Source organism: Litorilituus sediminis, assembly GCF_004295665.1.
Classification (GTDB): Bacteria; Pseudomonadota; Gammaproteobacteria; order Enterobacterales; family Alteromonadaceae; genus Colwellia; species Colwellia sediminis.
In genome coordinates this window covers 4223832-4237584 of sequence record NZ_CP034759.1, presented here as the reverse complement: position 1 = coordinate 4237584, position 13753 = coordinate 4223832, and the positions used below count along the sequence as shown (strand labels likewise).

The following is a 13753-nucleotide window of genomic DNA, read 5'->3' as shown; positions in this document are numbered from 1 at the left end:
GAATAAAAACAGGAGAAGATAATGGCCGGATTTGACAAAGTAGTGTCTAGTTACGAAGAAGCCATGGCCGGATTAACTGATGATATGACAGTTATTGCTGGCGGATTTGGCCTATGTGGTATTCCAGAGAATTTAATCGCTGAAATTAAGCGTAAAGGCACTAAGGGATTAACCTTAGTTTCTAATAACTGTGGTGTTGATGATTTTGGTTTAGGCATTTTATTACCTAATCGTCAAATTAAGAAAATAATCGCTTCCTATGTAGGTGAGAATGCCGAGTTTGAACGTCAAATGATGGCAGGCGAATTAGAAGTAGAGCTAACACCACAAGGAACACTCGCTGAGAAAATGCGTGCTGGTGGGGCGGGTATTCCAGCATTCTTTACTGCCACAGGCTATGGAACGCCAGTAGCTGAAGGTAAAGAAGAGCGCCAATTTAACGGGCGTGATTATATTTTAGAAGAATCTATTGTTGGTGACTTTGCCATAGTTAAAGCGTGGAAAGCCGACAGATACGGCAACTTAGTTTTTAGAAAAACCGCGCGTAACTTTAACCCTATGGCCGCTACCGCAGGCAAAATTACTGTAGTTGAAGTTGAAGAAATTGTCGAGCCTGGTGAATTAGATCCAGACCAAATTCATACACCTGGCATATATGTTGACCGACTCATTCAAGGCACTTTTGAAAAGCGTATTGAGCAACGTACAACCCGTAACGAAGCGCAAGGCTAAGGAGATTTATTATGGCTTTATCAAGAGAACAAATTGCTCAACGTGTAGCACAAGAACTACAAGACGGTTATTACGTCAACTTAGGTATAGGTATCCCAACCCTAGTTGCTAACTATGTTCCAGAAGGCATGGAAGTTATGCTGCAATCAGAAAACGGTTTACTCGGTATGGGGCAATTCCCAACAGCAGAAGAGCTTGATGCTGACCTAATTAATGCTGGCAAGCAAACCGTTACTATGGCAACAGGTGCTTCAATTTTTGACTCGGCAGAGTCCTTTGCCATGATACGTGGTGGTCATGTAGATCTTACCGTGCTAGGTGCCTTTGAAGTGGATGTAAATGGTAATATTGCTTCTTATATGATCCCAGGAAAGCTTATCAAAGGTATGGGTGGCGCTATGGATTTAGTTGCAGGTGCAGATAATATTATTGTTACTATGACGCATGCCTCTAAACACGGTGAATCTAAACTACTAACAGAGTGCTCTTTACCTCTAACGGGTAAGGGCTGCATTAAAAAAGTATTAACTGACTTAGCTTTTATTGAAATACGAGACGGGAAATTTCATTTACTTGAACGCGCACCTGGCGTATCAGTTGAAGAAATTGCCAAGTTAACCCAAGGTGAACTGGTTATTGCAGGTGATATACCTGAAATGACTTTCTAAAGAGTTGTCAAACGCTTGGGAGGGATAGAATTGCTATTTTCAAATTTCCCTCCCCTCACCCTTGCGCTTGTATACGCCATTATTGCATACAAAATACCCCATAAAAATACTGTATAACCCATACTTCTTGTATGCATACCTTTTATATAAATTGGCTATAATGCCCGCCATACTTGCATTTGTAGGTAATTTTGGTAATACTTAAACTTGACAAAGAAAAAGGCAAGGTACGCGAAAACGTACTACGCAAAACCACCGGTCTAAGGGTTTTAATGTTTACTTACTTGTAAGTTAGTATTTTATTTCCTATGACAGCGGAGTCACCATGGTCAAGGTACATCCCGTGGTTTTTTCTTTTAATAACTCAATGCATTTAAAAGGTTACTAAAATGAAAAAATTATTAATAGCTTCTACTATCACTGTTTTAACATTGACGTCTGTTGTAACGACGCCATCAGCACAAGCTGCAAATGTTGCTCAAAGTATCTGCGAGTACGTAGCTGCCGATGACAAGAAACGCATGCGTTCTTTTTTAAAGACGAATAAATTAAAAATTCGTCGTATCTTTGACGGTATTCAGTGTAATGGTAAGAATTTATTAGAGTTTGCTGCAGCATCTGGCGCAGTAGAAACAGGCTCTTTGATGATTTCAAAATTACCAAAGAAAGTTGTTTCTGCTAACCTAGCTACATTGCAAACTGGATCGCAACCATTGATAGATGCTGCCAACGCTCGCGTTAGTAGCTAAATTATTTTCAGTTAAGCGTTAAACTTACTACAGTTATTTTATAAAGGTGATAAGTCAGAAGGTTTACTGTTAATAATTCTATGTCATTTTAAAAAGGTCAGCTTCTGCTGGCCTTTTTTTCTTTCCTAAATTCTGCTTTAAAATATTAGCGTTGCGCTAGCGAAGTTTACTAAATGCCATTACACTAACAATATCAGTTGTAAGCTTTTGATAAGCATAATAATACTAAAGGCTAATTCTTCTTATCATGACTAGCAAACGTAATTATATCGATAGCAAAAACGCCCTTGTCTTAACTGGTGGCGGTGCAAGAGCTGCATACCAGGTAGGTGTGTTGTCAGCCATAGCTAAGTTTGTTCCTAGAAATCACGGCATTCCTTTTCCTATTCTTTGCGGCACATCTGCTGGAGCAATTAACTCAACAGCACTTGCTTGTTATGCATCATGTTTTCACTTAGGCGTGAAAAAGCTAGAGTGGGTGTGGAAGAATTTTAATTTAGCGAAAATATACCACAGCGACGCGACACGGGTGTTTGGTCACATTAGCCATGGTATGTTAGCAAGCTTTCAAGCAGATTATGCCAATAAAGTACCACGCAGCTTATTAAACAATGCGCCATTAAGAGAGCTACTTAATGCCATGATCGATTTCCCTCGCATTGACAATAACATTATCCGTGGTTATTTATCGTCTGTTTGTGTTACCGCTTCAAGCTATAGTAATGGTGACTCCATCAGTTTCTACCAAGCTGATGATAGCGTTAAACCTTGGTCTCGCGTCAAACGTCGCGGCGAAGCAAGCCAGCTTAACACGGAACATTTAATGGCCTCAGCCGCCATTCCCATGGTATTTCCTTCAGTAAAAATTAAAAATCAACACTTTGGTGATGGCTCAGTACACCAATTATCACCACTAAGCCCTGCTATTCACTTAGGCGCAAAACGACTATTTATTATCGGCGTAGATCAGCCTAAAGAGCCATTACACGCACAAGAAAATAATCCTCACCCGCCTAGCTCAGCAACCATTGCAGGTCACTTGCTGGACTCTATATTTGCAGATACCATGCATAGCGATCTAGAGCGTATGGCACGAATTAATCAAACCTTAGCGTTGATACCTGAAAAGTACAAAGCAGTAAATGAGGGCTTACAGCATATAGATACTTTTGTCTTAAATCCTAGCCATGACTTTAATGCCATTGCCACGAAACATTATCACGATTTACCATTTTCGATGCGTTTACTACTAAGAAGCGTCGGTATTAGCCATGACTCAGAATCCAGTATCGTAAGTTACCTGTTATTTGAAAAAAGCTTTTGCAACGAGCTTATTAAATTAGGTTTCGAAGATGCATTAGAAAAAGAACAGCAAATTATCAGCTTTCTAGGCTTATAATAACGCTTACAACTAACTACCTTCCTGAAGAAAGCGCTCAGCTCGCTCAATGCGTCTTGGCTTACCACGAAGAATAAGGGTATCACCTGCAGATAGCACAGTATTTGGCTCCGGCTCTTCTGTTTCAATGCCGTTACGTTTTAAGGCAAACACGTACACGCGTCGACTCGATAAATTAAGTGAGGCAATGGTTTTACCGCAACAATAAGAATCAGTTGAAATTAAAATAGCATGGGCAAACTCAATGCGGTCAATTGATGACGGGCTTAACTCAGTATCTTCCCCTTGGAAAAAGCCATGCAAATGATTGTAATGGTTTTTTCGCTCTTTCTGCACTCGGCGCATAATACGAGAAAACGGCACACCGCTAAGTGATAAAACTTGCGATACCAACATTAAGCTGCCTTCTAAGCTTTCAGGTACCACTTCATTAGCACCAGCTTGCTGCAATACATTCAATTGATCATCATTTCGTGTTCTAACTAAAATCGGCACATCAGCCTGCATACTTCTTACTTTTTGAATCACTTCAATTGATTGCTTATCTTCGCCAAAAGCGATGACCACCAGTTTGGCTTTACTTAAAAATGCTGCGTTAAGTATTTCTGTTTTTCTGGAAGAGCCAAATAAAACCCGCTCGCCAGCATCACGTGCTTTTCGCGTACGTAGAGGATCAATATCAATAGCAACAAACTCAATGCCTTCTTGTTTTAAAAAGCGGCTAACCGTTTGCCCTATTCGACCAAAACCACAAATAATGACATGATCTTGCAGTTTAATATTTTCAGGCAATTGCTCTAAATCATGGTGATCATCAACTTTTTCTTGGCTTAAGAAAAGTGACCAAGAACGAGCATGTTCTATCATATAAGGTGTGATTGCCATACTAACAACCCCCGCGCCAAGTAACATTGAAGTGACATCAAGTGGTAATAACTGACTTTGATTAGCAAGCGCAATTAGCACAAAACCAAACTCGCCCATTTGTGCTAGCATCAGCCCCGATGCCCAAGCATCTTTATTTGACTCGCCCGCCTTGACCGCTAGTATTTTAATAATAACAACTTTAATGACCATAAAGCTGACCATAAGCATAAGCAAGCTCAGCGGCGACGACAGCAATAAACTGACATCCAGCTTCATACCCACAGTAATAAAGAATAAACCGAGTAAAATATCACGATAAGGCCTAATATCCGCTTCTAGCTGATATTTATATTCACTTTCACCTAACATCATACCGGCTAAGAACGCCCCAAGCGCCATAGACAAGCCAAACCATTGGGTTAAAGCTGAAGCCAGAAGCGTAACCAGTAAGGTTGTTAACACGAACAGCTCATCCGTTCTCACTTGAGCAATAACATTAAAGATTCGCGGTAATAGCCATTTGCCAATAAACAATAGTAAAACAACAACGACAACGCCTTTTACCATCGCCAATAATAGCGCTAGCATCATAGAGCTTTCGCTATCCTGTGCCAGCATTGGAATAATAATCAGTAACGGAACAACAGCAACATCTTGAAATAACAGCACAGCAACTGAGAGCTGACCAGACTTTCGTTTCATTGCCCCCGATTCACTTAACTGGCGAATAACAATAGCTGTAGATGACAGCGCCAAAATGCTACCGACAACAAAAGCAGCACTATAGCTTAAGCCAAAAAACATGGCAGCAATCATAAAAATTAACAGTGATATACCAACTTGCAGACTACCTACCGATAGCACTAAATGCCGCATAGACATTAACCGCGGCAATGAAAACTCTAGGCCTAAAGTAAACAGTAAAAAGACTATACCTAGCTCAGCAAAGTGATCATAATCTACTTGCTCATTCGCCAAATCTAAACCATGTTGGCCTACGAGCATACCTGCAACGAGATAGGCTAATATTGCTGGTAATTTCAAGCGGCGAAATAGCCAAACAACCACGACTGCGCTGGTTAAAATTGCAAGAATCTCTAAATGCACACACTATCCTTTATTCGTATGAAATTTATATGTTGCTTAATTTAGCTGGCAATAAATTGCCATTTACCCGCTCAAATACCCCTAGCAAGCAATGTCAATAAAGTGACTTAAAAAACAGTTTACCTAGTATGTATTAATATTGGCAACAAAAAAACGATTTATCAATTAGTTAAACAGAGCATTCTGTTATGCGATATATAAGTCTCAGCCAAAAAAATGACCTTTAACAATAGGCATGCTACTTGCTTACATAAATAACAGACAGAACAGTAAACAGGCTAAACACGGATGTAATATGAGGTTTTAGCATGCAAACATTGAATATTCTTGATAATAAGTTTTCTCGATTTAATACACTAACAACACTAAGCGCAGAATCACTGACTGAAGATAATTACTATCGTAATAAAGTCATAAACAAGCGATATACTTTATCTGTATTAGAGCGATTACAAACAACGCTAGATATAGATGAGCTGTTAGAGATTTTTGCCATTGAAGTCACTAAATACCTCGACTTTGCCGGGCTATACTTTAAGAGTCCTACCCTGTGTAAAACCCTTAAAGGTAGCAGAAAAGCCAAGCAAGAACGTCAGTTTGAATTAAAAGTTAACCAAGAGTTTCTCGGCACACTGACTTATGGGGTTAACTCACCAATAAGTATGACTAACTTCAATGTGCTAGAGCAATTGCATCAGTGCTTACTTTACCCGTTAAAAAATGCCATTGCTTATCATCAAGCCATGCAACTTGCCATGCAAGATGCCTTAACAGGTTTAGGTAATAGACGATATTTTGACGAACAGCTAAAACGTGCCATGCATCATGCTAATAGACACCATAGTATGGTTGGCTTAGTACTTGGCGATCTTAATAAATTTAAAGCAATTAACGATACCTTTGGCCACCCAACTGGTGACAAAGTACTGACTGAGTTTGCTAATGTCCTTAAAGCGAGCGTGCGTGATTCTGACAGTCTATTCCGTTTTGGCGGCGATGAGTTTGCTATTATCATTGAAAATGCTGATGACAATGCCTTGGCCATTATTGAAAGTAGAATCAAGCAAACACTCACAGATAACCCACTGCTAAGCAAATATAAATTAACCTGTAGCTTAGGCGCGACCTTTATGAGTCGAGCTGATACAGAGCAAAGTTTATTTGCTCGAGCAGATCAGTCGTTATACCGTAAAAAAATGAATATGAGTCAAAAGCTCACTGTAGTTTAACGGGTTAATGCTTTAAAGGCTCTTTTTCGTTCATCGGGAGTAGAGCCTACTAACAGGCGGCAAAACCTTACCGCTTTGGCAAAGGTGCTAGATGAGACATCCGCTAAATTGATACCGCCAGTTACTTGCCACATATGCTGTAGCACTGCAGAAAAATAATGCTCATCCAAAGCAAACGTTTTGGCGTAATGCTTAACAGCATCACTAATACTGGGGTAATAAACATCATCAAATAAAAACTCAGTATGTATTTCAGTATCTTGAATCTGAATGCCATCTACTATAATGGGCCAAGCTTGATAATTAACCCTTGCCTTTGCCACTTCATACATAAACCAAGCACTACGTTGAAACCCGGCAAAATTTCCGTGTTCAAATTCACTCTCAGCTAAGCTTTGTGGTGTCCAGTTTATCCCTATTGCCAAATCTTTACGATATTGCTTAATTAAAGCGCCCTTAACAAACTGCTTCACTTGAAAAATAGAAGCACACCTGGCTTTACTAGCAATAGCACAGCATTCATTACATGTTTGAATTGCCAATGTTGGATGAGGACAGTCCAACACTATATGACGATCAAGCTCATACCTTGATGACTGAGCAGGCGGGAAAGTAAAGTATGTGGCATAAGGCTCACCACAAAACCAGCAACTATGGCGAAACTCAAACGGTACTTCTACCGCTTTAACCTCTGGGCTAGCTGCTGACATAGTTTTATTTAACGCTTCTTCTTAATTTTATTGTTGTATTTAGCATTCGCTCTAGCGGTTTTATTTTTTTGCACAGCCTTCTTCTTGGCTTGCTTTTTAGCTATCGCTTGATTTTTTTCTTGTGTAGCTCGATAACGATTCTTACTGGCGCATTTAACTGCTTGTTGCTGATATTCTTCATGCTCATTACGAGTAAATTCATAACCCGGAACGATAATACGCTCAAACTTTCGACCTACTAATTGCTCAATATTCTCTAAGAATTTTTCATCTTTAGGGCTTACTAACGAAATCGCAACACCAGACTTACCTGCTCTACCAGTACGACCAACACGATGAACGTAATCTTCCGCTAAAAACGGCAAATGAAAATTAACAACATAAGGAAGGTTATCAATATCTAGGCCACGCGCAGCAACATCTGTCGCAACAAGAACACGTACCTGTCCAGAAACAAACTGCTCTAATGCTTTATTTCTAGCACCTTGTGTTTTATCACCATGACATAAAGCCGCTTTAATACCGTCTAATTTTAGCTCTTTCGCTAAAATATTGGCGCTTTCCTTAGTACCGGCAAATACCAACACTTGCTGCCAGTTATTAACACCAATTAGCTCAGATAATAACTCTCGCTTTCTTGCTTCACTAACCCAATACACCGCCTGCTTCACTTTACCCGAGGTGGTGTTTTGCTTGGCGACGCTAATTGTTTTCGGCGTGCGTAATAAAGTATTTGCCAGTGATTTAACACGCTCAGAAAAAGTCGCTGAGAACATCAAGGTCTGATGCTGATGTTTAATATTCACCATGAGCTTTTCTATGTCAGCTAAAAAGCCCATATCAAGCATACGATCCGCTTCATCTAATACCAGATATTTCACTTGAGAAAGATCGACATTTCGTAAAGCCAAATGCTCTAACAAACGTCCAGGTGTAGCAACTAAAACATCCAGCCCTTGCTTTAACTTGTTTTCTTGCGCTGCCATTTTGCCGCCGCCATAAACCGCAGCACTTCGAATAGGTAAGTGTTGACTATATTGGCTAATATTATCAGCAACTTGAATAGCAAGCTCTCGCGTTGGCGTTAAGATTAACGCTTGCAAGGTATGGCCTTCTTGACCAGCTTTCTTTTTGCCGGCAATTTTATCTAAAAGCGGGAGAGAGAAAGCAGCCGTCTTACCTGTACCAGTTTGGGCACTGGCGAGTAAGTCATGACCTTGTTTGATTACAGGGATTGCTTGTTGTTGGATAGGCGTAAGATTTTTATAGCCACACGCTTTAACCGCCTTTAATAATTCAGCCGATAAACCTATTGCATCTACACTCATAACCTTTCCTCACCCCCGATAAATTTTAGGGTGCGGATTATAAACCAATTGCTGACAAATTGCAGACTAATAAATTAAAGCATCAAACTTAGCATGGCTAAGCCTTGATGCTTTCTAGTATTCAATTGAGTTAACTAGTGATTAGAGACCTTAATTTTCTCTAATAGATCTCGACTGGCAAGGACTGAATCTTCACTCATAACAAAATCAAGCTGAACCAATAAGTCCTTATGAAAGACACCGCCTGAGTCATACTGCCATTGACGTAAAGCAATTTTGGCAGAGTCATCAAAAACCTTTTCTGGTACTGACTTTAATACCATAACATCAGTAACCTTGCCGCTTTTATCTACGTTATATTTCAAGACAACTGAGCCTTCTACCCCTTGCTCAGCAGCTTCTGTTGGGTATTTAGGTTCGATTCTGATAACAGGTTGTAATGCTACTTTTTTATTAGCGTGTACCTTTTGCTCAGCGGATAAATTACCGGCATAACTGATACTGGTTAATAAAGAAACCGATAACAAGCTAACAACAGCCAAGCTAAAGCCATTATAGCTCTTGTTCGTTTTTATATGTTTTATGCGTTCAAACATAATATTTTTAGCTCCGTATTTTTTAAAGGATAATTGAGCAAACGCTAGTGGTGGTGACGTCTCAGCCGCCACTAACAATGCTTTGCCATAGTTAATCCTGCTTTCTGTTTGTTTGCGCGCTAAAACAGTTTGATCACAGGAAATTTCTTGGTCTCGTCTAAAGCGAAAATACGCTAACCAAACCAAAGGGTGGAACCAAAACAGCGCTATAAAACTATAGGCGAGAAGATTCCAGTAGATGTCATTGCGATCAAAATGACAAATTTCGTGCTCTAAAATAAGGGTTTGCTGCTCTTGGTTATACAATACCTTGAAGTCTTCTGGGATCAGTAACTTTTGTTTAAATAGACCAATAAGCATAGGGCTATGGGCATGAGAGCTTTGATAAAGTGCAAGCGAGTTAGGTAGTTTTACCTGCACCTGCTCTTTTACTTGGCTACATTGTAAATTTTGCTGAAAGCACCAATAACTTAATAACCCATGGCCAACAATCATTAATGAGCCAGCAAGCCAGATTAGCATAAGCCAATCAAGTGCTACGCCTTGTTGTAATACTTGTTTAGGGGCAACCAGATAGGTAGTGATTAACTGTTCATCTTGAGCTGAGGTACTAAAAAAACTCAGTTTGCAGCTATAAACTAATAATGCCAATGGTACGATTAACCAAAAATAATACGTTTGCCTTGCGCCAAGCTTAGTCAAAAGTGCAGAATGACCAAACAGCAGCAATGAAAGCACAATAGTTAACGGATAAATTAACTCAATAATTAACTCAATCATGCTCTTGCTCCCACTTTGAAATGATATCTTTCAACTGGGCAATATCTTCTTTTTTTAATTCATTATGTTTGGCAAAGCCCGCTACTAAAGGTGAAATTTTGCCACTAAATAAACGCTCTACTAAGCTTATGCTTTCTTTTTGCGTGTATGTATCTCGCTCTAGTAGTGGCGAATAGAGGTATCGTCGTTGTTCTTTTTCAAAGCTAATTGCTTCTTTCTTAACTAAACGATTCAACAAGGTTTTTACCGTTTTATCATGCCAGCTTTTTTTTCTATTTAACCTCTCAATAATATCGCTGGCACTTGCTGGATAGCTTTGCCACAACGCATCAAGTACTTCAAACTCAGCATTACTAATTTCGACCATCTATCTCACCTACTTTTGCTAATTCTTGTTATAAATAAGCATAGTATTACAAATGTAATCATAAAACAAAGAATTACACCTGTAATACTTAAAGTCAAGACAATAATTATTTTTTAATAATTGAATAAGTAAAAATAATGCCCTGCAACTTAGTTACAGAGCATCAAATAAGGGATGAAACCTAAAGCGCTCTAAATATTTGCTCAGTGCTCTCTTTGGCATCACCAAACAACATCTGAGTATTTTCTTTATAAAAAAGTGGGTTTTGTACGCCAGCATAACCCGTATTCATTGAACGTTTAAACACAACAACCTCTTTGGCTTGCCAAACCTCAAGTACTGGCATACCAGCTATTGGACTTGATGGATCTTCAGCTGCTGCAGGGTTTACTGTATCATTGGCGCCAATAACAAGTACTACATCAGTTTCAGCAAAATCCTCGTTTATTTCATCCATGCCGAAAACAATGTCATAAGGCACCTTAGCCTCAGCAAGAAGTACATTCATGTGCCCGGGTAAACGGCCTGCCACAGGGTGAATGGCAAACCTAACCCTTATGCCACGCTCTATTAGCTGCTGACTCAATTCATATACAGGATATTGAGCTTGCGCTACCGCCATGCCATAACCAGGCGTGATAATCACTGATTTTGCCTCACGTAATAGTTCCGCAACAGATTCAGCATTAACTTCTCTATGGTCACCATAATCAGCATTTTCATCAACAACAACATCAGTACCAAAGCCACCCGCTATAACACTGATAAATGAGCGGTTCATTGCTTTACACATAATGTAAGACAGAATTGCCCCTGACGAACCAACCAAAGCCCCGGTAATAATAAGTAAGTTATTATTAAGCATAAAGCCAGCTGCTGATGCCGCCCAACCAGAATAAGAATTAAGCATTGATACCACTACAGGCATATCAGCTCCACCTATTGAGGCAACTAAATGCCAACCAAAGGCTAAGGCAATTATTGTCATCAACAAGAGTGCCATCATAGCACCATCACTTTGCACAAATATCAGTAACAATATTAATGAAACAACACCAGCGGCTAAATTCATCTTATGACGATGCGGTAACATAAGGGCACTTGAGCTAATAAGACCGCGAAGCTTGGCAAAGGCAACCACTGAACCAGTAAAGGTTACCGCGCCAATAAATACCCCAAGAAATACTTCAATAAGATGAATGGTAAAAGCAGTCTGCTGTGCTGTGGTTATGACTAAGGCATGCTCACTCGTTAAAAAACTATTGTAACCAACAAGTACGGCGGCAAGCCCAACAAAGCTATGCAATATAGCGACAAGCTCTGGCATTTGTGTCATTTCTACTTTATTCGCTAAGCGTAAGCCAATAACAGCCCCGATGGCCATAGCAACTAAGATAAGCCATACCGTTGACACTCTTGGGTCAGCTAATGTTGCCAGTAACGCTATGCCCATGCCAATCATGCCAAACAAGTTACCTCGCTGAGCAGACTCTTGCTTACTCAAACCAGATAAACTAAAAATAAATAACAAGGCGGCAATAAGATAGAAGCCGTTTATTATATTTACAGATAATGTCATAAGCCCCTTCCTTATTTTCTAAACATTTTTAACATACGGCTTGTTACCTTAAAGCCGCCAACTATGTTAATGGTTGCGATTAAGGTAGCAAATGTCGCCAACACTTGTACTAACCAATTATCAGAGCTGACTTGCAGCAAGGCTCCGACAATAATGATGCCTGATATGGCGTTAGTCACACTCATTAACGGCGTATGTAGCGAGTGTGAGACATTCCAAACAACGTAATAGCCAATAACACAGGCTAAAACAAAAACACTAAAGTGCGTTAAAAAATCTGCAGGAGCTTTATCTAGTAGCCAAATATAAAATAACAGGGCCACAGCGATAGCTAAAGACTTAGCAAAACTAAAGCTGCTGATATTTTTGCTTTTTTCTGGCATGGCTTTTTCTGGCATTACCTGTTCTGATGTTACTTTTTCAGGCTTTTGCTTTGCAGGGTTAGTTGGGGCAGCGCTTACTTGAATAGGCGGCGGTGGAAATGTAATGTCACTACCTTTTACGACAGTCATATTGCGAATAATGACATCATCAAAATCAATCGCTATCTGCCCATCTTTTTCTTTACACAATAACTTAGCAAGGTTAAGCAAATTATTAGCGTATAACTCGGAAGACTGACTAGCTAAACGTGAAACCAAATCGGTATAACCAATAATTTTCACGCCTTCACAATTAACAACTTTACCTGGCTGGGTAAGCTCACAGTTGCCTCCGCCAGCCGCAGCTAAATCAACAATAACACTGCCAGGTTTCATTGAAGCCACCATCTCGGCAGTGATTAATTTTGGCGCTGGTTTTCCCGGTATCATGGCGGTGGTAATAATAATATCGACTTCTTTTGCCTGTTGTGAAAACAGCGCCATTTCAGCCTCAATAAAGGCTTTACTCATTTCTTTTGCATAGCCATCACCGCTACCAGTATCTTCACTCTCTTGATAATCTAGCGCTAGAAACTCAGCTCCCATACTCTCAATTTGCTCTTTTACTTCTGGGCGGGTATCAAATGCTCTAACTATTGCGCCTAAACTTCCTGCCGTACCTATAGCGGCAAGGCCTGCAACGCCAGCGCCAATAATCATCACCTTAGCTGGCGGCATTTTCCCTGCCGCTGTAATTTGACCAGTAAAAAAGCGACCAAAATGATGAGATGCTTCAATAACGGCGCGATAACCGGCAATATTTGCCATAGAGCTCAACGCATCCATAGGTTGTGAGCGGGTCATTCGAGGCACCATTTCCATGGCAAGGCTAGTGATTGATTTTGCTTGTAGCGCAGCGATAAGCTCATTCGATTGCGCAGGCGCTAAAAAGCTAATTAAATAAGCGCCGTCTTTCATTTGCTCAACTTCAGATAAGGTTGGCGGATTAACTTTAAACACTATATCCGCTTGCCATGCAGCCTTTTTGGTAGCCAATAAAGCGCCCGCATCTAGATAATCTTGATCTTTGAAACTGGCTTTATTACCCGCCGTTTTTTGTACACAAACAGTAAAGCCAAGCTTGATTAAACCTTGTATCGATTTTGGCGAGCCCGCAACTCTATTCTCTCCCGATTGAGACTCTTTAACGATTGCTATTTCCATAAACCATCCTTAATTAAACGACTAAGCACGTAAAACTTGATGTGTAATCAGTCAGT

The 13753-nt window shown here is 40.0% G+C and carries 12 protein-coding genes and 1 riboswitch; of the genes, 5 read left to right on the top strand and 7 right to left on the bottom strand.

Annotated features, from left to right (window positions below):
- The first annotated feature begins 21 nt into the window (after positions 1–21).
- From EMK97_RS18770 to EMK97_RS18755, 4 genes are all read left to right on the top strand, one after another.
- Complete coding sequence (locus tag EMK97_RS18770; RefSeq protein ID WP_130604289.1) at positions 22–732, top strand: CoA transferase subunit A; 711 nt, start codon at positions 22–24, stop codon at positions 730–732.
- Positions 733–743: 11 nt separating this feature from the next.
- Positions 744–1400, top strand: coding sequence for a 3-oxoacid CoA-transferase subunit B (locus tag EMK97_RS18765; protein ID WP_130604288.1), 657 nt, complete (start codon positions 744–746; stop codon positions 1398–1400).
- Positions 1401–1611: 211 nt separating this feature from the next.
- Positions 1612–1728: riboswitch (cyclic di-GMP riboswitch) on the top strand.
- Positions 1729–1789: 61 nt separating this feature from the next.
- Positions 1790–2149 (top strand): DUF3718 domain-containing protein, encoded by a 360-nt coding sequence (locus EMK97_RS18760; RefSeq protein ID WP_130604287.1) that lies wholly within the window; start codon positions 1790–1792, stop codon positions 2147–2149.
- Between the two features lie 247 nt (positions 2150–2396).
- The gene (locus EMK97_RS18755; protein ID WP_130604286.1) at positions 2397–3548 is read left to right on the top strand and encodes a patatin-like phospholipase family protein; all 1152 of its coding nucleotides are present in this window, start codon (positions 2397–2399) and stop codon (positions 3546–3548) included.
- A 12-nt stretch (positions 3549–3560) separates the two neighbouring features.
- On the opposite strand, the gene EMK97_RS18750 is transcribed toward EMK97_RS18755, so the two are convergent.
- A complete protein-coding gene (locus EMK97_RS18750) occupies positions 3561–5522 on the bottom strand; it encodes a monovalent cation:proton antiporter family protein (protein ID WP_130604285.1) in 1962 nt (653 codons plus the stop codon).
- Between the two features lie 308 nt (positions 5523–5830).
- On the opposite strand from EMK97_RS18750, the gene EMK97_RS18745 reads away from it, so the two are divergent.
- Positions 5831–6751: a GGDEF domain-containing protein gene (locus tag EMK97_RS18745; RefSeq protein WP_130604284.1), complete on the top strand. Its 921-nt coding sequence runs from the start codon at positions 5831–5833 to the stop codon at positions 6749–6751.
- On the opposite strand, the gene EMK97_RS18740 is transcribed toward EMK97_RS18745, so the two are convergent.
- The 6 genes from EMK97_RS18740 to EMK97_RS18715 all read right to left on the bottom strand — a co-directional run bounded on the left by EMK97_RS18740 (position 6748) and on the right by EMK97_RS18715 (position 13697).
- Complete coding sequence (locus EMK97_RS18740) at positions 6748–7461, bottom strand: hypothetical protein (RefSeq protein WP_130604283.1); 714 nt, start codon at positions 7459–7461, stop codon at positions 6748–6750. The two genes, EMK97_RS18745 and EMK97_RS18740, sit on opposite strands and share 4 nt — an antisense overlap.
- A gap of 8 nt (positions 7462–7469) precedes the next feature.
- Positions 7470–8789: a DEAD/DEAH box helicase gene (locus EMK97_RS18735; protein ID WP_130604282.1), complete on the bottom strand. Its 1320-nt coding sequence runs from the start codon at positions 8787–8789 to the stop codon at positions 7470–7472.
- A 134-nt stretch (positions 8790–8923) separates the two neighbouring features.
- On the bottom strand, positions 8924–10165 hold the full coding sequence (locus EMK97_RS18730; protein ID WP_130604281.1) for a TonB family protein: 1242 nt from the start codon (positions 10163–10165) through the stop codon (positions 8924–8926).
- Positions 10158–10532, bottom strand: a complete 375-nt coding sequence (locus tag EMK97_RS18725; protein WP_130604280.1) for a BlaI/MecI/CopY family transcriptional regulator — start codon at positions 10530–10532, stop codon at positions 10158–10160. Before EMK97_RS18725 ends, EMK97_RS18730 begins: the two co-directional genes overlap by 8 nt.
- A 181-nt stretch (positions 10533–10713) precedes the next feature.
- Entirely contained in the window at positions 10714–12111 is a 1398-nt protein-coding gene (gene pntB / locus EMK97_RS18720) for a Re/Si-specific NAD(P)(+) transhydrogenase subunit beta (protein ID WP_130604279.1), read from the bottom strand.
- A gap of 11 nt (positions 12112–12122) precedes the next feature.
- Positions 12123–13697: a Re/Si-specific NAD(P)(+) transhydrogenase subunit alpha gene (locus tag EMK97_RS18715; RefSeq protein ID WP_130604278.1), complete on the bottom strand. Its 1575-nt coding sequence runs from the start codon at positions 13695–13697 to the stop codon at positions 12123–12125.
- Positions 13698–13753: the final 56 nt, after the last annotated feature.

Excerpts from the sequence above, each read along its gene's own strand:
- EMK97_RS18770 (WP_130604289.1), top strand. The coding sequence starts at position 22 with ATGGCCGGATTTGACAAAGTAGTGTCTAGTTACGAAGAAGCCATGGCC.
- EMK97_RS18735 (WP_130604282.1), bottom strand. The coding sequence starts at position 8,789 with ATGAGTGTAGATGCAATAGGTTTATCGGCTGAATTATTAAAGGCGGTT.
- EMK97_RS18760 (WP_130604287.1), top strand. The coding sequence starts at position 1,790 with ATGAAAAAATTATTAATAGCTTCTACTATCACTGTTTTAACATTGACG.
- pntB (WP_130604279.1), bottom strand. The coding sequence starts at position 12,111 with ATGACATTATCTGTAAATATAATAAACGGCTTCTATCTTATTGCCGCC.
- EMK97_RS18730 (WP_130604281.1), bottom strand. The coding sequence starts at position 10,165 with ATGATTGAGTTAATTATTGAGTTAATTTATCCGTTAACTATTGTGCTT.
- EMK97_RS18725 (WP_130604280.1), bottom strand. The coding sequence starts at position 10,532 with ATGGTCGAAATTAGTAATGCTGAGTTTGAAGTACTTGATGCGTTGTGG.
- EMK97_RS18745 (WP_130604284.1), top strand. The coding sequence starts at position 5,831 with ATGCAAACATTGAATATTCTTGATAATAAGTTTTCTCGATTTAATACA.
- EMK97_RS18740 (WP_130604283.1), bottom strand. The coding sequence starts at position 7,461 with ATGTCAGCAGCTAGCCCAGAGGTTAAAGCGGTAGAAGTACCGTTTGAG.
- EMK97_RS18765 (WP_130604288.1), top strand. The coding sequence starts at position 744 with ATGGCTTTATCAAGAGAACAAATTGCTCAACGTGTAGCACAAGAACTA.
- EMK97_RS18715 (WP_130604278.1), bottom strand. The coding sequence starts at position 13,697 with ATGGAAATAGCAATCGTTAAAGAGTCTCAATCGGGAGAGAATAGAGTT.
- EMK97_RS18755 (WP_130604286.1), top strand. The coding sequence starts at position 2,397 with ATGACTAGCAAACGTAATTATATCGATAGCAAAAACGCCCTTGTCTTA.